This window comes from Janthinobacterium sp. BJB446 (assembly GCF_002735655.1).
GTDB lineage: Bacteria > Pseudomonadota > Gammaproteobacteria > Burkholderiales > Burkholderiaceae_D > Janthinobacterium > Janthinobacterium lividum.
Genome location: NZ_PDZK01000006.1, coordinates 90,146 through 110,660, shown reverse-complemented (window position 1 = coordinate 110,660; position 20,515 = coordinate 90,146). Strand labels below are relative to the sequence as shown.

Sequence of the window (20,515 nt, the reverse complement as noted above, 5' to 3'; positions counted from 1 at the left end):
GAAAAAATCATGTTAGATGCAACCCTCAAAACCCAACTGAAATCCTACCTGGAAAAAGTGGTGTATCCGCTTGAGCTGGTCGCCTCTCTCGATGACAGCGCAAAAGCCCGCGAGATGAAGGAATTGCTCCAGGAGATAGTCCTGTTGAGCGACAAGATCACGCTGGTCGAGCGCCTTGACGCTGGCGTACGGGCCCCGTCGTTCAGCATCAACCGTACCGGCTCCGACATCGGCGTGCGTTTCGCCGGCGTGCCGCTGGGCCACGAATTTACCTCGCTGGTGCTGGCGCTGCTGCAAGTGGGCGGCCACACCATCAAGTTCGACGACGCCGTGATCGAGCAGATCCGCAACCTCGACGGCGATTACGAGTTTGAAACATTTATTTCGCTCTCCTGCCATAACTGCCCGGAAGTGGTGCAGGCATTGAATGCCATGGCCGTGATCAACCCGCGCATCAAGGTCACCACCATCGATGGCGGCGTGTTCCCGAAAGAAGTGGAAGCGCGCCAGATCATGGCCGTGCCGATGATGTTCCTGAATGGCGAGCACTTTGGCCAGGGACGCACGAATGTCGAGGAAATCCTCGCCAAGCTCGACACCAATGCCGGTGCACGCCAGGCGGAAGCGCTGAACAAGAAAGACGTCTTTGATGTACTGATCGTCGGCGGCGGCCCTGCCGGCGCGGCAGCGGCCATCTACGCGGCCCGCAAAGGCATCAAGACGGGCGTGCTGGCCGAGCGTTTCGGCGGCCAGGTGCTCGATACCCTTGCCATCGAGAATTTTATTTCGGTCAAGGAAACGGATGGTCCGAAGTTCGCCATGGCGCTGGAACAGCACGTCAAGGAATACGAAGTCGACATCATGAACACCCAGCGCGCCGCGAAATTGACGCCAGGCAAGTTGGTGCAGATTGAAACGGCCAATGGCGCCATCTTGAAAGCCAAGACCGTCATCCTGGCCACGGGTGCCCGCTGGCGCGAAATCAACGTGCCGGGCGAGAAGGAATACCGCAACCACGGTGTCGCCTACTGCCCGCACTGCGATGGTCCGCTGTTCAAGGGCAAGCGCGTGGCCGTGATCGGCGGCGGCAACTCGGGCGTGGAAGCGGCGATCGACCTGGCCGGCCTGGTGAAGCACGTGACCCTGATCGAATTCGGCGCGGAACTGCGCGCCGATGCGGTGCTGCAACGCAAGCTGCACAGCTTGCCTAACGTGACCGTGATCACGTCGGCGCAAACCACCGAAATCCACGGCGACGGCAAGATCGTCAATGGCCTGAGCTACACGGACCGGGTCAGCGGCGAGTCGAAAAAGGTCGAGCTGGAAGGCGTCTTCGTGCAAATCGGCCTGGTGCCAAACACGGAGTGGCTGAAAGGCACGGTAGCGTTGTCGCGCCACGGCGAAATCGAAGTCGATGCACGTGGCCAGACTTCGGTCCCCGGCGTGTTTGCGGCCGGCGACGTCACCACGGTGCCGTACAAGCAGATCATCATCGCCACCGGCGAAGGCGCCAAGGCAGCTTTGTCCGCCTTTGACCACCTGATCCGCTCGGATGACGAGGAAGTGGTCGAAGAGTCTGCCGCCAAGGAAGCGCTGACGGCGTAACTATTGAGCCGTATCAAAAAAAACCGGAACGCCGCAAGGTGGTTCCGGTTTTTTTATGAGCGCAGGAAATCAGCTACCCGCGTACAGCGGGTTGCCGGCCACATACACTTGAATCCCATCGACGGGCATGTCCTTCGGTGCGATGTCGGCCAGGGCGAAGACGGTCCTGTTGTTGAAGGTTTGCACGTGCCACGTAAAGCGCTGGCCGGCGCGCGCGATGGTGACGGTTTCGCCGTGCGTGACGTTGATGTGGCGCGTGTCGGGCTGCAGGTCGATGCTGCGCTGGGCGGCGGCGTGCGGGGCGCTGCTGCCATAGTCGGCGGGCGTGCCTGTCGGACCGGCCGCGATGGCCGAGGCGGCGAAGGCGGCGCACAAAATCGCCAGGGCGCTGCGGTGGGTGTTCAACATAGTAATCTCCAAGAATAAGCCTGGCGCGGTGAATAAGCGCGCCGTGTTATGGGTAATGGCTGCACCGGGATCGCCGGATTTTGCAACACGGCATCGTAAGCTGTCCTTGGTCGATCTGCAAAGCTGTATTTCCTGTCTATATTTCCACCGTGGCTGCCAGCGGCACGTCCGGCGCCAGGTGGCTGGTCAGCACGATGCACTGGCGCGCCAGGCGGGCCGGATCGGCCAGGCGCGCGCGCAGGTGCAGCATGGCCGCCGCATCGAGGCCGTTGAACGGTTCATCGATCAGCAGCAGGCGCACGGGCAGGGCCAGGGCCAGCGCCAGTTGCAGTTTTTTATGCTGGCCCAGGGACAGGGCGTTGATGCTTTGCTGCAAGGTCGACGTCATGGCAAACGCGCTCAGCTCGTCGTTCAGCAGGGACTGGTCGCTGCCCGGATACAGGGCCAGATGCAGGTCGAGAAATTCGTGCACTTGCAGCCAGGGCAGGGCGGGCGCGTCGCCGCCACAATAGGACGCTTGCGCGCGGTAGGCCAGCGGCATGAAGCCGCTGTCGATACCGTCCAGGCGGATGGCGCCGCGCGCGGGCAGCAGGGCGCCGCCTGCCAGCTTCAGCAAGGTCGTCTTGCCGGCCCCGTTCGCGCCGCGCAGCCAGGTGATGCCGGGGCCGAATTGCAGATTGCAGCCCTGGAAGACGCTGTGCGTGGGGAAGTGGAAATCGAGGTGTTCGATCTGCAGGGTGGGGGACGACAGGTTCAATTCCATAATTCGCTTCCGATGGCGCTCAAGGCAAGGATGGACAGGACGACGAGGGTGACTCGCCCGCGCGCCGTGAGGCGGGGCAGGCCGACGATGGCCAGCAGGGCCAGGCTGGCGGTGATGGCGTACACGCTGGTGACGCGCTGCCGCAAGGCGGCTGGATCTATGCAATACAGCAAGACGCCAGCGCCCAGCAGCACGGCAAAGGCGGGCAGCAGGCTGGCCGCGCAAGCCAGGCGCGTCAAGGCCGTGCTGGCCATGGGCCAGGCGTTCAGCGTGGGGCGCAGCACGGCGATCTGCTCGCGCACGGCCTTGTCGCCCCGGTCCGTCAGAATGACCAGGCTGGCGCTGGCCAGCAAACCGAGCAGCGGCGCCGGCACGAGCGGTGCGCGCAGCAGCCAGGCCAGCATGCTGGCGCCAGCCGTGGCCAGCAGCACGCTTTGCTGCAGGCCGATCACATTGTCATTGCGCCAGAATGGCAGCCAGAACAGCTGACGCCACAGGAACACGGTGCGCCAGCGGGGCCGTTGCGGCACATACGCGGTCATCGTTGGCGGGCGCGCCCTTTGTGTGGGCTGCGGCGCGCGCAGGCGCTGCGCCACGATGAGCGTCGTCAGCAGCCACGCCAGCAGCCAGACGATAAGGGTGGCAGCCATGCCGGGGGCGGCAATCGGGCGCAGCCAGGGAGGCGACTGCGCCAGCCAGATGCTGGCCGAGACGGCATAGGCGAGTCCCAGCGGCAGCATCAGCAGGCCGGCCACGGCGACGTCGGCTTGCCAGCGCAGGCGACGCGGCAAGGGCAGCTGGCGCAGCCAGGCGGCGAGGGGGGCCGGCAACAATCGCTTGCGCAGCAGCCAGGCGGGCAGGCAGGCAAGTGAACAACGCTTGCGCGCCCAGCAGGGCCAGGGCGGCGGGCCAGGGCAAGGTGATGGCGAGAAAACCGGGCAGGGCGATGACGCTGAGCAAGCCCAGCAAGACGGGGCCGGCCAGGAAAAAGAAGATTTCCATGGAACTGGTCAGGCTGGCGGCAAATTGCAGCAAAGCATGATGGGCCAGGCGCAGCCGCAGAGCGATATAGGGATGAGTACTACGGGGCAAGCGCATCGAGGCAGGAGCGGCAGAGTCAGCAGGAGCGCTGATTCTAGAGCATTTGTGGTCCCAGAATGGGAAAAGCCCTTCGGTTCCGGGAACCAAAGGGCTTTTCTTTTATTGGCGGAGCGGACGGGACTCGAACCCGCGACCCCCGACGTGACAGGCCGGTATTCTAACCAACTGAACTACCACTCCAAGCTCGTATGATCTGTGTTGCTGATCCATGAAGCACTGGATAATTTTCTGTATTGGTGGTGGGTGCTGAGAGGCTCGAACTCCCGACCTACGCCTTGTAAGGGCGCCGCTCTACCAACTGAGCTAAGCACCCGCATACCCAGAAAACTATCCCGACGTTTGTCACCACGTCTGGAAGAGGCACTATTATAGGGGGCGCTTTCCCCCTTGTGCAACTATTCTTATGGGATAAAAGCATTTTTTTGCTGAAAAACGCAAAAATATTCGGGGCGAGGGAGGGCTGACGCTTTTTCTGCTTCCGAAATGGGAAAAGCCCTTCGGTTCAGAGAACCAAAGGGCTTTTCTTTTATTGGCGGAGCGGACGGGACTCGAACCCGCGACCCCCGACGTGACAGGCCGGTATTCTAACCAACTGAACTACCACTCCAAGCTCGTATGATCTGTATTGCTGATCCATGAAGCACTGGACAGTTTTCTGATTTGGTGGGTGCTGAGAGGCTCGAACTCCCGACCTACGCCTTGTAAGGGCGCCGCTCTACCAACTGAGCTAAGCACCCGTTGCTTGTCTCAGAAAACCATCCCGACGTTTGTCACCACGTCTGGAAGAGGCGCTATTATAGGACGGGCGAAATCCTTCTGCAAGCGCTTTTTTTCACTTTACTCTGTAATACCCCATTGCGACAGCATCCACGCCATATTGAACGCATTCTCGGCGATGGCGTTATAGCGGCCCGAGGCGCCGCCGTGGCCAGCGCCCATATTCGTTTTCAGCAGCAGGGGATTGCCATCCGTTTTGTACGCGCGCAGCTTGGCCACATACTTGGCCGGTTCCCAGTACATGACCTGGCTGTCGTTGAGGCCCGTCGTCACCAGCATGGCTGGGTAATTCTTGCGCGCAATGTTGTCGTACGGCGAGTAGCTGAGCATGTAGTCGTAGGCCGCCTTCTGGTTCGGGTCGCCCCATTCCAGGTACTCACCCGTCGTCAGCGGCAGGCTGGCGTCCATCATGGTGTTCATCACGTCGACAAACGGCACGGCCGCATGCACGGCGTGGAACAGGTCCGGGCGCATGTTGACGACGGCGCCCATCAGCAAGCCGCCCGCGCTGCCGCCCTGGATGATCAGGCGGTTCGGGCTGGTCCATTTTTCACGCACCAGGTAGTCGGCGCTGTCGATGAAGTCATTGAAGGTGTTTTTCTTCTTCATCAGCATGCCGTCTTCATGCCAGGCTTCGCCCATGTCCGTGCCGCCGCGGATATGCGCCTGCGCATAGATGACGCCACGGTCCAGCAGGCTGATGCGGCTGATGGCAAAACTGGCTTCCGTGGAAATGCCATACGAACCATACGAGTACAGCAGCAGCGGCGCGGAACCGTCGAGCTTGACGCCTTTCTTGTAGACGATCCACAGCGGTACTTGCACGCCATCGCGCGCCTTCACCCACAGGCGCTGCGTGGTGTAGCGGCTGCCGTCAAAGCCGCCGACGATTTCCTGCTGCTTCAGCACCGTGCGCTTGCCGTCTTGCATGCTGACGTCGATGATGGTGGGCGGCGTGACGGGCGACTGGTAGGACATGCGAAATTGCGTGGACGAAAATTCCGGTGTACCGACGGATGTCGCCAGATAGACGGGGTCGTCGAACTGCACCGTTTTCCAGTTTTTATGCGCGAAATCAAGGATGCGCGCGCGGTTCAGGGCACGGGCCTTTTCCATCACCACCAGGTAGCCCTGGAAGACGTCGATGGACTGGATCACGGCATCCTTGTTGTGCGGCACGACGGGCTTCCAGTTCTGCGGCTGCGGCGCGGACAGCGGCGCGCTGACGACACGGAAATTCTTCGCCTCCTTGTTGGTCAGAATATACAGCTGGCCATCGCGGTGCTCGATGCCGTAGCGGTGGCCTTTTTCACGTTTCAGCACGGATTGAAAAGTGCCTTGCGGCGTGCTCGTTGGCAGCAGCAGCACTTCGCTCGTATCCGTGCTGCGCGCGGTGAGCACAAAGTAGCGATGGTCGCGCGTGCGGCTCACGCCGATGGCGAACTGTTCCACCGGCTCGTGATAGACCTGCTGCAAGGTGCCGCCCAGCGGCAGGCGGAACAATCGGTCCGCGCGCTTGGTGGTGGCGTCTTCCTGCGTCAGCATCAGGGTGGCATTGTCCGCCGCCCAGGCCAGGGACGTGACTCGAGGCATGGTATCGCCCAGCAACTTGCCCGTCTTCAAATCCTTGACATGCAGCTCGTACTGGCGGAAACCCGTCGTGTCGGTGGTGTAGGCCAGCAACTGTTCATTCGGGCTGATGCTGAATGCGCGCACGGCAAAGAACTTCTGGCCTTCGGCCAATTGATTCTGATCCAGCAAGATTTCCTCAGCCGCCTGCGCATCGTAGGCGCCGTTTTTGCCGACCGGGCGGCGGCAGTGAATCGGGTATTGTTTGCCCGCTTCCGTGCGCGTGTAATAGTAGAAATTGCCTTGGCGCGCAGGCACGGACAGGTCCACTTCCTGCATGCGGCCCTTGACCTCCGCAGTCACCTTGTCGGCCAGCGGCTGGATCGGGGCCGTGACGGCGGCCGTGTAGGCGTTTTCCGCATTCAGGTAATCGATCACGGCAGGATCGGTTTTCTTTTGCAGCCAGCGGTAGTCGTCCGTGACGACCGTGCCGTGGCGCGTTTCCTGCCACGCCGTCTTGGCGGCGACAGGCGCGGTGGCGAGGGTGGCGGCAACGGTGTTGGTGGCGTCGGCCAGCGCGGATGGCGCCAGTGTGGACAGCAGCAGGGCCGGCAGGATGGATAACCAGGCGGACCGGCGGCGCGAAGCGTGATGGGCGATGGACAAGGCGATTCCCTTTCATAGTTGTGTCAGGATTGTAATCTTGCTATTGAGAAAAGCAACCGCCGTGCTTATGCGTTTCAACTTGCATCCACGGACATTTGCAGTGATACTGTATATAATTACAGTATTCGACAGCATCCCGCCGCGAGGTGCCCTTGACCACATCTGCCCTTACATTGCCTGAAACCCGCCGCTGGATTGCCCACCTGGACATGGATGCCTTCTTTGCCTCCGTGGAACTTTTAAAATATCCGGAACTGCGCGGCGAAGCCGTCGTCATCGGCGGCGGGCGCTTGCAGCAGCCCGTGCTGCAGGAAGACGGCACGCGGCAGTTTGCGCGCATGCGCGATTACGTGGGGCGCGGCGTCGTCACCACGTCGACCTATGCGGCGCGCGCGTTTGGCGTGTTTTCCGCCATGGGCATCATGAAGGCGGCCAAGCTGGCGCCCGACAGCATCCTGTTGCCGGCCGACTTCGAAGCTTACCGCGAGTATTCGGCGCGCTTCAAGCAGGCCGTGGCCCAGCTGTGCCCCATCATCCAGAACGTGGGCATCGATGAAATCTATGTCGACCTGACGGAGTATGGCGAGCAGGCGCCGGCCATGGCGGCGCGCCTGAAGGCGGCCGTGTCCGAGGCGACGGGCCTGTCGTGCTCGATTGGCCTGGCCCCCAACAAATTGCTGGCGAAAATCTGTTCCGACCTGGAAAAACCGGACGGTCTCACCATTTTGCAGCCCGAGGATATCGAAGCGCGCGTGTGGCCCTTGCCGGCGAAAAAGATCAATGGCATCGGCCCGAAGGCGACGGCCAAGCTGGAGGCCCTGGGCATCGTCACCATCGGCGAGCTGGCACGGGCCGACATGGCCATGCTGCGCACGCAGTTTGGCGACTTGTACACGGGCTGGCTGCGCCAGGCGGCGCTGGGCATCGATGACCGGCCTGTGCAGACGAGCCGGGAAACCAAGTCCGTCAGCCGCGAAACGACGTTCGAGCGCGACTTGCAGGTGGTGCGCGACCGCGCCACCCTGTCGGAAAAGCTGGAAAGCCTGTGCACGCGCGTGGCCGGTGACCTCGACAAGCAGTCGCTGGCCGGGCGCACGGTGGGCATCAAGCTGCGCTTCGAGGATTTCAGCACCGTCACGCGCGACATCACCTTGCCCAGCGCCACGGCGGACGCGGCCGCCATCCTGCGCGCCAGCCGCGATTGCTTGCGGCGCGTGCCATTTGAAAAGAAAATTCGCCTGCTGGGCGTGCGTATCTCGACCTTGTCCGATCCGGCCATCGTGACGCGGCAGGCGCCGGCCCAGGCGGAGCTGTTTCCCGCCCTGTAGCGGCATTCCCCACGCATCAACAACACCGCGCCAGTCCGCGCTTTTGACGGCATTCCCGTGTCGAAAGTGTAGAATGGCGTTCCCCTGGCACTACTGAAACAAACGGAAGACAAAAACTATGTGGTTCAAGAATCTTCAGATTTACCGCCTGCCCGCACCATGGGCCTATACGCCAGAACAACTGGAAGAGGCCTTGTCCTCGAACAAATTTACGCCGGCGACCAGCATGGATCTGATGCGCCAGGGCTGGGATACGCCACGCCCGAACGGCGGTCTGGTCCACGTGGTCAACAAGCAGATGCTGATCTTGCTGGGCACGGAAAAGAAACTGCTGCCAGCGACCGTCATCAATCAGGTGGCCAAGGCCCGCGCTGCCGAGATGGAAGAAGCACAAGGCTTTGCGCCTGGCAAGAAAGCCATGAAGGAATTGAAGGAGCGCGTGGCCGACGAGTTGCTGCCGCGCGCCTTCAGCATCCGCAGCAACGTCTGGACGTGGATCGACCCCGTCAATGGCTGGCTGGTGGTCGATGCCGCCAGCCCGGCAAAGGCCGATGAAGTCATCAAGCTGCTGTTGAAAGCCGTCGACAAATTACCGCTGGAAAGCCTGCGCGTGCAGCGCTCGCCCGTGGCGGTGATGACGGAATGGCTGCAGGCCGACGACGCGCCTGCCGGCTTCACGGTCGACATGGATACGGAATTGCGCGCCACGGGCGAAAGCAAGGCCACCGTGCGCTATGTGCGCCACACTCTGGAAGCGGACGACGTGCGCCGCCACATCGCGGCCGGCAAGCAGTGCACGCGCCTGGCGATGACGTGGAACGACAAGATTTCGTTCGTGCTGACGGAATCGCTGGCCATCAAGAGCGTCAAGCCGCTGGACGTGATCAAGGAAACGGAATCGAGCACGAAGAACGACGAAGAACGTTTCGACGGCGACGTGATGCTGATGACGGGCGAACTGAGCAAGCTGATGGCCGACGTGGTCGAGGCATTGGGCGGCGAAGCGACGGCGTAACAGCAGCCATGCTGCTACAAAAAAAGGAGCTGCGGCTCCTTTTTTTTCGCCTGTGCAATATGTTGCAACATAAAAAAAGCGCCTTGCACGGTGAGGTGCAAGGCGCTTTCAGGACAATCTAATTTAAGACATCAAATTAGAACTTGTAGCTACCGGTGAAGTAGAACGAACGCATCATTGGATCGGCGTAGCGTGGATCGAAGCCAACCTGGTGGCCCGACGAAGCGCGCAGCGACAGAGGCGGTTCACGGTCAAACAGGTTCTTGATACCAGCGCGCAGCGTCACAGCCGAGTTGAAGGCATAGCGGCCTTGCAGATCGACGGTGGTGTACGAAGGAACTTCCAGACGGATCGTTTCCAGTTTCCTGGTATCGACGTTCAGTACCGAAGCGGCTGCATCGGTGTAGCCGTTACGATAGCTGACAACCATGGTGCTGGTCAGTTTGCCGGTTTCCAGGCTCATGTTCAGCTTGACCAGGTTACGGAACGTGACTGCATCGGTGATGCCGAAGTAGTTCATGTTGGTCGTCCACTGATTCTTGGTGCCTGGCACGGTGTAGTCAGCCTTGAGCATGTGGGTGCCGCTCAGGTTGGCCGTCAGGTTACCGAAATCAAAGCGATGACGCGCCGTCATGTCCCAGTCGATACCGCGGTTATGCGTCTGGCCGATGTTCATCGACAGCGATTTGAAGGCGAAGTAAGGCAGGCCGGTCGATGGCTCGATGTAGGTACCGAACAGGTCTTTGTACAGCGTTGGATTGCCGAAGGCCTGGGTTTCGCTGACGGCCGAGACCGCGTCGGTGATCTTCACGTCCCACAGGTCGGCGCCGAACGAGAATGCCGAGCTAGGTTCGATACGGAAACCGACGGTGTATTGCTTCGATTTTTCCGGTTTCAGGTTTTCGTTACCACCAGCCAATTGGTTGTACTGGGTTGCTGCTGGACGGCACATGGCGTCGCCTGGGAACGGGCAGTTCCATGGTTTTGCCGTGAAGCCGTTGTTGACCAGCGGCTGGCCGATGTCCAGCATGCTCGGTGCCTTGAAGCCCGTGCCGTACGAACCGCGCAGCAGTACTTGCTGCACTGGCTGCCAGCGTGCCGTCACTTTGTAGGTGCTGGCGCTTTGGTCTTTACCGATGGACTTGTTCACCACACCGTTGTCGATCTTGGTGATGGTGTCGTAACGGCCAGCCAGGCTCACTTCCACCGTTTTGGTGACAGGTGCCAGCAACTCGGCGAACACGCCGTAGGTTTCGCGGCTCAGGTCGTAACGTGGCGAGGTGTTGAAGTTGTAGATCGTGCTGGTGCTGGCACCGGCGCTTGGCGATTGCTCGTACTTGTATTCGCGGTAGTCGCCGCCGATACCGATATTGGCCTTGCCGCCTGGCAGGGTGAACAGTTCGCGCGAACCGTGCGCATCGATACCGCGCATGGTGGTCGATGCCGTACGGATCGAACCGTTGAATTGCGAATCGTTGATCAGCTTTTGCAGTTCTGGCGATGCGTTACCGGCTGGCAAGAATGGGTTGAACTGCGGATTGCTCTGCATCTTGACGAAGTCGGCGTTCTTGGCATAGCCGCCCACGTAGCGCTCGTCGATCGCGTTTTGCGACCAGGTCAGGGCCGATTCCACGTTCCATTCGCCGACTTCGCCTTCCACGCCGACGACGAAATGCTTGGTGTCGGTGATGGTGTTGCTGGCGCGGGTGCCCCAGTCGACCATGCGGTAGTTGGCGGTAACGGATTTCACGTCGTCATGCTGTGCTTGTGTCAGGCCTGGGCGCACGTACTGGTTGTACAGTGCGCTGTTCTTGGCGATGCTGATCGGTACCGGGTTGGCGGCGATACGTGCCGTCAGGTCAAAGCGCGACAGGGCCACTTCGGCAAACGCATTCAGGTTGTCCGTCAGTTTGTAGGTACCGCGGGCGAACAGGCTGTCGCGTTTCGATTCTGGAACGATTTCAACCGTCGAGCCGCCATCGAAACCGCAAGCCTTGCTATTGGTTGCCGTGACGTAGTTGGTCGGACCGCAATCGTTGCGGGGGCCACTGGCTGCCAGGTACGGATTGAACATGATCGGTTGCGTCGCGCTATTGTTGAACGCAACGGTGGCATTCGCTGGCGCGGTCGAGGTGCTGGTACGGTCGTAGATGTAGTTCTTGCCGCCATAGCTGACAGGAATGAACGACGAACGAGCGAACGAACGGTCCGTTGCGCGCAGTTTCGACTGCTCATCGTGGCGGTACGATACCAGCACGTTGAAACGGTCTTCGTCCAGGTCGCCGAAGCCGTAGGTGACGTTGGTGTTCCAGGCGTTGCCGCCTTTATTTTCCGGGCCGCCATAGGTGGCTTCCAGAGTGCCGCCTTGGACATTTTTCTTCAGAATGAAGTTGATCACGCCGGCAATAGCGTCCGAGCCGTACAGTGCCGAAGCGCCGTCGGTCAGGATTTCGACGCGCTCAACCGCGCTCATTGGAATGGCGTTCAGGTTGACGGAGGTGCCCGAGCCTTGTGGCGCGATGCGGCGGCCGTTCAACAGGACCAGGGTGTAGCTTTCGCCGATGTCATGGATCGACGCGCTGGTGCGGCCGCCCGAGTTGGAACCGGCAGCCACGGCGCCGATGGTGAAACCTTGCATGGCTGGCAGGCTTTGTACCAGGTCAGCCACGGTGGTAGCGCCGGTACGGGCGATCGCTTCTTGCGTCAGGCGCTGCACTGGCAGTGCGCCTTCGACGGCGATACGTTTGATACTCGAACCGGTAATTTCAACTTTTTGAATTGCTTCGTCCGCCATGGATTGGCCAGAGAACAAGACACTACCTGCCAGGACGGTCAGGGCCAGGCGTACGCTGCGCACGCCAATTTTTTCTTTAAATGCCATTATAACAATTACTCCGTAGTAGTTTTAATAACGACAAGCAGTACACGAGCACCGCTCAAGCCATCGGATGGATGGCCAGCGGAGGCGTGTACGGTAGGCGGAACCACGTCTGGGGGAGGTGGAAGACTACTTAGCGCAATATTGTTATAAATGCACTTCTTACTTGTCGAGGCAAACATTATGTCGTCTCAGCAAGAAAAAATGCACCTCAACCGTGTCGGATTTGGCAATAAATTGTGGATACAGAAGAATATTTAATTTAACTGTTAAATTACAGTTTTATATTTATATATATCGTCGTTTTTAAAAATTATCAATGGTGTTTTTTTACAACATAAAATTATTCTATTGGCAATTCGATGTTTTACCTACAATAATTCGAGAAAAACTATTGCTTTGCAGAATTTATGAAAGGTAAAAAAACGTAAAAAAAGCCCGTTAAAACGGGCTGGTCGAATTGTGACAGAGTGTCAGTCAGACCGTGTGCCGGTCCGCTTGCCGCGCCCCGTCTGCCAAAGGCTTACAAGGGTTGGAATACGCCGGCGGCGCGGTTCTTTTGCACATTGTCCCAGGCGAAGATCTGGCCATTCATGGCCACGTATACGCCGGCTGGCAAGGTTTGCGCCACACCGCAGGCAAAGCCCAGGTTGAACAAGGCATCGGAGTTGTCGATTTCGTAGGGAATCATGGCGCCCGTCAAGATCACCGTTTGCTGCAGGTTCGCCGCGCCCAGCACTTGCGCCGTTTCGCGCATGGTGTCGGTGCCATGGATGATGACGATGGCTTTTTCCTGTGCCGCGCGGCACGAGGCCAGCACGCGCTGGCGGTCCGCATCCTGCATGTCGAGCGAATCGAGCAGGGGCAGTTGCTCCAGCGCCACGGGCGCCGTCATGCGCGCACGGGCAATCGCTGCCGGCAAATGACTGTCGGAAAAGCCCAGGGTACCGTTCAATTCGTTGTAGTGTTTGTCGAAAGTGCCGCCAGTGGCGAGTATGCGCAAAGTCATGATGTGGTCACGATGTCAGTGGAGAATGACGCGCATGATAGCGTGGATTGGCACCGTTGCGTGAATGCCGCCGCAGATGGGGCAGCGTGCTTGCCGCCCTGCTGCCGCGCCGCATCTGGAAAATTTGGCCATCTGTGAGTACACTGGTTTCTTTGTTTGCCTGCCACCCCCGACTCCGTATGAAAGCGCTCGCTCCCGGCACCGTCATTTTTCACCGCCACCGCGGCTACGGGGTGATTACGTCCGTCAATTTGCTGACGGGCTGGATTGCCGCCCGTTTCGGTAGCGAAGCGCGGACCCTGGACCTGAACCTGTCGACCGACGACGTGCAATTCGCCGATGGCGAAGCGATCCTGTTTCGCCGCGCGCCGCCGGACCGCATGCCGCATGCACGCCTGATGGCCATGGTGCGCGAGCTGCACCAGGCCGGCTATCAGAAACTGTATCTGTATTCCTGGCCCAAGCCTTCCGGCCTGCACTGGCGCTGGCATTTGTTTGCGGGGCCGCGCGACTGGATGCAGCGGCCCTGGCGCGAAGGCTGGTACGGCTCGGGCGCCGATTACAACGTCAACCCCGTGATGGGCTGGGGTGATACGCCCGGCGCCACCACTGGCGAGTTGATCGATGCCCTGGCCCGTTTCGATCCGCAAGGCCTGGCGCAGGCGCTGGGGCGCGACGACGACCATAGCGACTGGTTTGCCCGCGTCTGCGATGCTTTATTGCCCAATTACATGTACAGCCTGGACATGCAGCGCACGCCAGGCGAGCCCTTGCAAGACATGCCGCCCGTGCCGGTCGTCGCCGTGCGCGCCGGCGTGGCGCCGTACAGTGGGCCGGACCTCGCCTGGCCGCCCGGCTGGGCCGGCCTGTGGCGCGGCCGGCACGTGCTGCCGGCGCCCGGCATCCGTATCACGGGCGAGCCCGATTTGTTGAAGGGCTTTCAGCGCTCCTGAGGGGCTTGCCGCGCGTGTTGCAATGCCTCGGGATTGAGCAGGCGCGTGCATTGGCCTTGCGCAAAATCGACGATGTTTTGCAAGGCGTAGCGGAAATACAGTTCATAGCTGTCACGCTCGACGTAGCCCAGGTGTGGCGTGGCCAGCACGTTCGGCAGCAGCAGCAATGGCGAGCTTGGCGGCAGCGGCTCGTCCGTAAACACGTCCAGCGCCGCGGCGCCCGGGCGTCCCTGCGGCAGTGCCGCTTCCAGTGCCCCATCGGCGACCAGTTCGGCGCGGCTGGTGTTGACGAACAGGGAAGTCGGTTTCATGCGCGCCAGGTCCTCTTTTGTGACCAGGCCGCGCGTCTTGTCGGACAGGCGCAGGTGCAAGCTCAGCACGTCTGCCTGCTCGAAGAAGGCTACACGCGATGCCGCCGCCGTATCGCCGGCCGCCACGGCTGCCGCGCGGCTCGCTTCGCTGCCCCACACGAGGATGGTCATGCCGAAGGCGCGGCCATAGCCGGCGATCAATTGACCGATCTTGCCGTAGCCCCAGATGGCCAGGGTGCGCCCTTTCAATACCGTGCCGAGCGTGTTGCGCGCCGGCTCGATGGATGACGTTTGCCACAGCCCTTCCTGTAAATGTTGCGCGTACGGCACGATCTTGCGCTGCGCCGCCATGATCAGCGCCCACGTCAGTTCGGCCGGCGCAGTGGGCGAGCCGATGCCTTCCGCGATGGCGATGCCCAGCTCGGTGGCGGCCGGTACATCGATGTGTCCGCTGACCTTGCCCGTTTGCGAAATCAGTTTCAAATTCGGCAGTTTCGACAGCAAGGCCCGGTTGAAACTGCTGCGTTCGCGGATCAGCACCAGCGCATCGAACGGCGCCAGACGGATCGCCAGCTGGCCCAGGCCCCGCGCCGTATTGCTGAACACTTTGACCTCATGGCCATCTAGTAACTGGAAACAATCGAGGCTGCGCACGGCATCCTGGTAATCATCAAGTATGGCAATTTTCATGGTGGATGGCCGATTTTAGTGAGGATTTGGTAGGGAAATAACAGGATACGGGAAATGCTGAATAGCCTACTACATTAGTCAAGCTATTCTCCTACATTTTTGCGAGAATAGCTGTTTGGCGGGTGTACAATCGCCGGCACTTTTGAAGCTTCCTGATTATAGTTATAGCGCAAACTGTTCTTGCAGCCTGGGAGCATGATCCAGGTAAATGCCGCTGGCGCGAACGCCGCGGCTGACACGACACCAGAGCCCTGCCCGCGTGAACACGCCGCCCGCAGTGAGCCGCAGCCACCTCTCAACGATGCTGCCTGTCTTGCAGAACGACCAGAATTTCTTTTATTGGTATTGGAGGTAATATGAATCAGCCCGTCATGGGTGGCGTCGCCGCACTCAACGTCCCAGCTTATATTAAACAACAGAAACTGATCAACTGGGTGGCCGACATTGCTGCGCTGACCAAGCCAGAGCGCATCTACTGGTGCGATGGTTCGCAAGAAGAGTACGAGCGCCTGTGCGCCGAAATGGTTGCCAGTGGCACCATGAAAAAACTGAATGCGCAAAAGCGCCCGAATTCCTACCTGGCCTGCTCCGACCCGAGCGACGTGGCCCGCGTCGAAGACCGCACGTATATCTGCTCGGCAACGAAAGAAGCGGCCGGCCCGACGAATAACTGGACCGAGCCCGGCGAAATGCGCCATACCTTGAACGGCCTGTTCGATGGCTGCATGCGCGGCCGCACCATGTACGTAGTGCCCTTCTCGATGGGCCCGCTGGGCTCGCCAATCGCGCACATCGGCGTGGAACTGTCCGATTCGCCTTATGTCGCCGTCAACATGAAGATCATGACCCGCATGGGCCGTGCCGTGTACGACGTGCTGGGCACCGATGGCGCATTCGTGCCATGCGTGCACAGCGTGGGCGCACCGCTGGCCGCCGGCCAGGCCGACGTGAAATGGCCGTGCAACAGCACCAAATACATCGTGCATTTCCCGGAAACGCGTGAAATCTGGTCCTTCGGTTCGGGCTACGGCGGCAACGCCTTGCTGGGCAAGAAATGTTTCGCCCTGCGCATCGCCTCGAACATGGGCTACCAGGAAGCGCAATCGGCCGATAACAATCCCGGCTGGCTGGCCGAACACATGCTGATCCTCGGCGTGGAATCGCCGGAAGGCAAGAAACACTACGTGGCGGCAGCGTTCCCGTCCGCTTGCGGCAAGACCAACTTCGCCATGCTGATCCCGCCGGCAAGTTTTAACGGCTGGAAAGTGACTACCATCGGCGACGATATCGCCTGGATCAAGCCGGGCGCGGATGGCCGCCTGTACGCCATCAACCCGGAAGCGGGCTACTTTGGCGTGGCGCCGGGCACGAACGAAAAAACCAATTACAACTGCATGGCGTCCATGCGCGACAACACGATCTTCACCAACGTGGCGCTGACGGACGATGGCGACGTCTGGTGGGAAGGCTTGACCAAGGAAGCACCAAGCCACCTGATCGATTGGCAGGGCAAGGACTGGACGCCTGCGTCCGGCACCAAGGCGGCGCACCCGAACGCGCGCTTCACTGTTGCTGCTACGCAAAACCCGGTGATTGACGCTGCCTGGGACGATCCGGCCGGCGTGCCGATCTCGGCCTTCATCTTCGGCGGCCGCCGCTCGACCACCGTGCCGCTGGTCACGGAAGCGCGCAACTGGGTTGAAGGCGTCTACATGGCCGCCACCATGGGCTCGGAAACGACGGCCGCCGCCGTGGGCCAGATGGGCGTCGTGCGCCGCGATCCATTTGCCATGTTGCCGTTTATCGGCTATAACATGAGCGATTACTTCCAGCACTGGCTGGACATGGGCGTCAAGGTGGGCAAGGTCAACCCGGCCGCCCTGCCGAAGATCTACTGCGTCAACTGGTTCCGTACGGACGAGGCAGGCAAATTCGTCTGGCCTGGCTTTGGCGACAATATGCGCGTGCTGAAATGGATGCTCGAGCGTATCGAAGGCAAGGCGGGCGGCGTGGAAAACCTGTTCGGCACGACACCGCAGTATGGCGACCTGAACTGGGATGGCTTGCCATTCACGCAGGAACAGTTCGACACCATCACCTCGATCGACAAGGCCGCGTGGGTGGAAGAATTGAAATTGCATACGGAGTTGTTTGAAAAACTCGCGTATCATCTGCCGCAAGAATTGGCAGATAACAAGGCTGCGCTGGAAAAGCGGCTGAGTGCATAAATAAGTTAGCGTAAAGCGCGCCTGACAAGCTTGTCAGGTGTGGAGAGTTGTAGTGGGGGAGAAACACGCCGGCAAAGACTGGCGTGCGATAAATGACACGCCGGCAATGACTGGGGTGCTAGCAAAAAGAGAAACGGCGCGGATTGCATGAGCAATCCGCGCCGTTTTTTATTGCGCTGCCGTCGTTACTGCTTCAGCAGCGGTCCCAGGTACTTGCCCGTCACGCTGGCCGGGTTCAGTGACACGTCTTCCGGCGTGCCCGTGGCGATGATCTGCCCGCCGCCGGCGCCGCCTTCGGGACCCAGGTCGACGATCCAGTCGGCCGTCTTGATGACGTCGAGGTTGTGCTCGATGATGACGAGGGTGTTGCCCTGGTCGCGCAGGCGGTGGATGACTTTCAGCAGCAAGTCGATATCGTGGAAGTGCAAGCCCGTCGTCGGTTCATCGAGGATGTACAGGGTGCGGCCCGTGTCGCGCTTGGACAGTTCCAGCGACAATTTCACGCGCTGCGCTTCGCCGCCGGACAGGGTGGTGGCGCTCTGGCCCAGCTTGATGTAGCCGAGGCCCACGTCGAGCAGGGTTTGCAGCTTGCGCGCGATCAGTGGCACCGGCTTGAAGAATTCATGCGCCTCTTCCACCGTCATGCCCAGCACTTCCGTGATGTTCTTGCCCTTGTATTGCACTTCCAGGGTTTCGCGGTTGTAGCGCTTGCCGTGGCAGACGTCGCATGGCACGTAGACGTCGGGCAAGAAATGCATCTCGACCTTGATCACGCCATCGCCCTGGCACGCTTCGCAGCGTCCGCCCTTGACGTTGAACGAGAAGCGGCCCGCGCTGTAACCGCGTTCCTTGGCTGTCGGCACGGTGGAGAACAGGTCGCGGATCGGCGTAAACAATCCCGTGTAGGTGGCCGGATTCGAACGTGGCGTGCGGCCGATCGGTGCCTGGTCGACGGAAATGACCTTGTCGAAATGCTCGAGGCCGCTGATCGAATCGTGCGGCGCCGGTTCCGTCTGCGAACCATACAAATGGCGCGACAGGGCAGGATACAGGGTATCGTTGACCAGCGACGATTTGCCTGAACCGGACACGCCCGTCACGCAGGTCATCAAGCCCACCGGCAAGCTCAGCGACACCTTTTTCAGGTTGTTGCCCGTCGCGCCAGTAATGACCAGTTGTTTTTCCGGATTGCTGGCGTGGCGCTTGGCGGGCACGGCGATTTTCAGCTTGCCGTTCAGGTATTGCGCCGTCAGCGATTTCTTGTTCTTCAAGATCTCGGGCAGGGTGCCTTCGGCGATGATTTCGCCGCCGTGCACGCCCGCGCCGATGCCCATGTCGACGATATAGTCGGCCGTGCGGATGGCGTCTTCGTCATGCTCGACCACCAGTACGCTGTTGCCGATGTCGCGCAAGTGTTTCAGTGTTTCGATCAGGCGGTCATTATCGCGCTGGTGCAAGCCGATCGACGGTTCATCGAGCACATACATGACGCCCGTCAAACCGGAGCCGATTTGCGATGCGAGGCGGATGCGTTGTGCTTCGCCGCCGGAAAGCGTGTCGGCGCTGCGGTCCAGCGACAGGTAGTCGAGGCCCACGTTGTTGAGGAATTTCAGGCGCGAAATGATTTCCTTGACGACCCTGTCGGCGATCTCTTTCTTGGCGCCCGTCAGTTTCAGTTTTTCAAAGAATTCCAGCGTCTCGCGCAACGGCTTTTCCGCCACTTCATAGATGGCCCGTTGCTGCTTGCCCGTGCCGACCTTGACGAAGCGCGCTTCCACGCGCAGTCGCGCGCCATCGCATGAGGGGCAGCATTTTTCATTGATGAACTTGGCCAGCTCTTCCTTGACGGCCATCGAATCCGTCTCGCGGTAGCGGCGCTGCAGATTGTTGACCACCCCTTCGAACGTGTGTTCCTTGATGACGGTGCGGCCCCGTTCGTTGACATAGCTAAACGGAATCACTTGCTTGCCGGAACCGTACAACACGGCTTGCTGTGAGTTCAAGTCCAGCTGCTCGAACGGCATGTCCAGGTCGAACTCGTAATACGCGGCCAGGTTCGACAGCATCTGGAAGTAAAACTGGTTGCGGCGGTCCCAGCCCTTGACGGCGCCGGAAGCGAGCGACAGGTTCGGGAACGCGACGATGCGTTTCGGGTCAAAGAATTCAATGTGTCCCAGGCCGTCGCATTCGGGGCAGGCGCCCATGGGGTTGTTGAACGAGAACAGACGCGGTTCCAGTTCCTGCAGGGAATAGCCACACACATTGCAGGCAAACTTGTTGGAGTACACGTGTTCTTGGGCGGTATCCATTTCGTAGGCAATGGCGCGGCCATCGGCCAGACGCAGGGCCGTCTCGAAACTTTCCGCCAGGCGCTGCTTGATCTCCTGGTTCACCTTGACCCGGTCGATGACGACGTCGATCGTGTGTTTTTCCGTTTTCTTCAGTTTCGGGAGGTCATCGACTTCATAGATCTTGGCCGCATGCGTGCCGCTCTGCACGCGAAAGCGCACGAAGCCCTGCGCCTGCATCTGCTCGAACAGGTCGACATGTTCGCCTTTGCGGTTGGCGACGACGGGCGCCAGTATCATCAGCTTGGTGTCTTCCGGCATGGCCAGCACGGCATCGACCATTTGCGATACGGACTGGGCCGCCAGCGCGTTTTCCGGGTGGTCGGGGCAGTAGGGTGTGCCCACGCGCGCATACAGCAGGCGCAGATAATCGTGGATTTCCGTCACGGTGCCCACCGTCGAGCGCGGGTTGTGCGAAGTTGCCTTCTGTTCGATGGAGATGGCGGGGGATAGGCCCTCGATCAGGTCGACGTCGGGTTTTTCCATCAATTGCAGGAACTGGCGCGCATAGGCCGACAGCGATTCGACATAGCGGCGCTGCCCTTCCGCGTACAAGGTGTCGAAGGCCAGCGAAGACTTGCCGGAGCCGGACAAGCCGGTAATCACGATCAGCTTATTGCGCGGCAAATCGAGATTGATATTCTTGAGGTTATGCGTGCGAGCGCCGCGAATGCGGATCTGTTCCATGTGATTGCCTTGCTTTCAGTGAGTGGTGCGGCCGGCGCATTGTGCCTGGGTGCGGATGAGGAGCCACAACGGGTCAACCTGTAACTATAGCCGGGTTTTGCTCTGCATGCCTGGGGCAGCCACGGGCGGATTGCGCCGCCAGGCGAACGTGCCCTGACAAAGTTTGATACAGATGCGTG

Annotated in this window: 14 protein-coding genes and 4 tRNA genes; 6 read left to right on the top strand and 12 right to left on the bottom strand. The window is 60.3% G+C overall.

Annotated features, from left to right (window positions below):
* Nucleotides 1-9 precede the first annotated feature (9 nt).
* A complete protein-coding gene (ahpF, locus tag CSQ92_RS25840) occupies nucleotides 10-1,605 on the top strand; it encodes an alkyl hydroperoxide reductase subunit F (protein WP_092613242.1) in 1,596 nt (531 codons plus the stop codon).
* A 69-nt stretch (nucleotides 1,606-1,674) separates the two neighbouring features.
* On the opposite strand, the gene CSQ92_RS25835 is transcribed toward ahpF, so the two are convergent.
* From CSQ92_RS25835 to CSQ92_RS25825, 3 genes are all read right to left on the bottom strand, one after another.
* Nucleotides 1,675-2,013 carry a CzcE family metal-binding protein gene (locus CSQ92_RS25835; protein WP_099395768.1) on the bottom strand — a complete coding sequence of 113 codons (339 nt, stop codon included), beginning with the start codon at nucleotides 2,011-2,013 and terminating at the stop codon, nucleotides 1,675-1,677.
* A gap of 136 nt (nucleotides 2,014-2,149) precedes the next feature.
* Nucleotides 2,150-2,776: an ATP-binding cassette domain-containing protein gene (locus CSQ92_RS25830; protein ID WP_099395767.1), complete on the bottom strand. Its 627-nt coding sequence runs from the start codon at nucleotides 2,774-2,776 to the stop codon at nucleotides 2,150-2,152.
* Nucleotides 2,767-3,606, bottom strand: coding sequence for a hypothetical protein (locus tag CSQ92_RS25825; RefSeq protein WP_143450437.1), 840 nt, complete (start codon nucleotides 3,604-3,606; stop codon nucleotides 2,767-2,769). Before CSQ92_RS25825 ends, CSQ92_RS25830 begins: the two co-directional genes overlap by 10 nt.
* 38 nt (nucleotides 3,607-3,644) lie before the next feature.
* On the opposite strand from CSQ92_RS25825, the gene CSQ92_RS29135 reads away from it, so the two are divergent.
* Nucleotides 3,645-3,818 (top strand): hypothetical protein, encoded by a 174-nt coding sequence (locus CSQ92_RS29135; protein WP_180277113.1) that lies wholly within the window; start codon nucleotides 3,645-3,647, stop codon nucleotides 3,816-3,818.
* Nucleotides 3,819-3,980: 162 nt separating this feature from the next.
* Here the strand turns inward: CSQ92_RS29135 and CSQ92_RS25820 are convergent.
* The 5 genes from CSQ92_RS25820 to CSQ92_RS25800 form a co-directional block, all read right to left on the bottom strand.
* Nucleotides 3,981-4,057: transfer RNA gene (locus CSQ92_RS25820), tRNA-Asp, on the bottom strand.
* A gap of 57 nt (nucleotides 4,058-4,114) precedes the next feature.
* Nucleotides 4,115-4,190, bottom strand: a tRNA-Val gene (locus tag CSQ92_RS25815).
* A gap of 217 nt (nucleotides 4,191-4,407) precedes the next feature.
* Nucleotides 4,408-4,484: transfer RNA gene (locus CSQ92_RS25810), tRNA-Asp, on the bottom strand.
* Between the two features lie 54 nt (nucleotides 4,485-4,538).
* Nucleotides 4,539-4,614: transfer RNA gene (locus CSQ92_RS25805), tRNA-Val, on the bottom strand.
* A gap of 100 nt (nucleotides 4,615-4,714) precedes the next feature.
* Entirely contained in the window at nucleotides 4,715-6,889 is a 2,175-nt protein-coding gene (locus CSQ92_RS25800) for a S9 family peptidase (protein ID WP_099395765.1), read from the bottom strand.
* A 173-nt stretch (nucleotides 6,890-7,062) separates the two neighbouring features.
* Between CSQ92_RS25800 and dinB the strand changes: the two genes are divergently transcribed.
* Nucleotides 7,063-8,217, top strand: a complete 1,155-nt coding sequence (gene dinB, locus CSQ92_RS25795; RefSeq protein ID WP_034781190.1) for a DNA polymerase IV — start codon at nucleotides 7,063-7,065, stop codon at nucleotides 8,215-8,217.
* 118 nt (nucleotides 8,218-8,335) lie between these two features.
* Nucleotides 8,336-9,232 carry a recombination-associated protein RdgC gene (locus CSQ92_RS25790; protein ID WP_034754435.1) on the top strand — a complete coding sequence of 299 codons (897 nt, stop codon included), beginning with the start codon at nucleotides 8,336-8,338 and terminating at the stop codon, nucleotides 9,230-9,232.
* A gap of 136 nt (nucleotides 9,233-9,368) precedes the next feature.
* Here the strand turns inward: CSQ92_RS25790 and CSQ92_RS25785 are convergent, their stop codons facing one another.
* Complete coding sequence (locus tag CSQ92_RS25785; protein ID WP_092613252.1) at nucleotides 9,369-12,113, bottom strand: TonB-dependent receptor; 2,745 nt, start codon at nucleotides 12,111-12,113, stop codon at nucleotides 9,369-9,371.
* A gap of 520 nt (nucleotides 12,114-12,633) precedes the next feature.
* Nucleotides 12,634-13,119, bottom strand: coding sequence for an asparaginase domain-containing protein (locus tag CSQ92_RS25780; RefSeq protein WP_034781194.1), 486 nt, complete (start codon nucleotides 13,117-13,119; stop codon nucleotides 12,634-12,636).
* Nucleotides 13,120-13,298: 179 nt separating this feature from the next.
* On the opposite strand from CSQ92_RS25780, the gene CSQ92_RS25775 reads away from it, so the two are divergent.
* Nucleotides 13,299-14,072, top strand: a complete 774-nt coding sequence (locus CSQ92_RS25775) for an L-asparaginase (RefSeq protein ID WP_099395764.1) — start codon at nucleotides 13,299-13,301, stop codon at nucleotides 14,070-14,072.
* On the opposite strand, the gene CSQ92_RS25770 is transcribed toward CSQ92_RS25775, so the two are convergent.
* Nucleotides 14,060-15,073, bottom strand: coding sequence for a D-2-hydroxyacid dehydrogenase family protein (locus CSQ92_RS25770; protein ID WP_099395763.1), 1,014 nt, complete (start codon nucleotides 15,071-15,073; stop codon nucleotides 14,060-14,062). The two genes, CSQ92_RS25775 and CSQ92_RS25770, sit on opposite strands and share 13 nt — an antisense overlap.
* 356 nt (nucleotides 15,074-15,429) lie before the next feature.
* On the opposite strand from CSQ92_RS25770, the gene CSQ92_RS25765 reads away from it, so the two are divergent.
* Nucleotides 15,430-17,301, top strand: coding sequence for a phosphoenolpyruvate carboxykinase (GTP) (locus CSQ92_RS25765; protein WP_034781200.1), 1,872 nt, complete (start codon nucleotides 15,430-15,432; stop codon nucleotides 17,299-17,301).
* A 185-nt stretch (nucleotides 17,302-17,486) separates the two neighbouring features.
* On the opposite strand, the gene uvrA is transcribed toward CSQ92_RS25765, so the two are convergent.
* Nucleotides 17,487-20,336 (bottom strand): excinuclease ABC subunit UvrA, encoded by a 2,850-nt coding sequence (gene uvrA / locus CSQ92_RS25760; protein WP_070258657.1) that lies wholly within the window; start codon nucleotides 20,334-20,336, stop codon nucleotides 17,487-17,489.
* Nucleotides 20,337-20,515 lie beyond the last annotated feature (179 nt).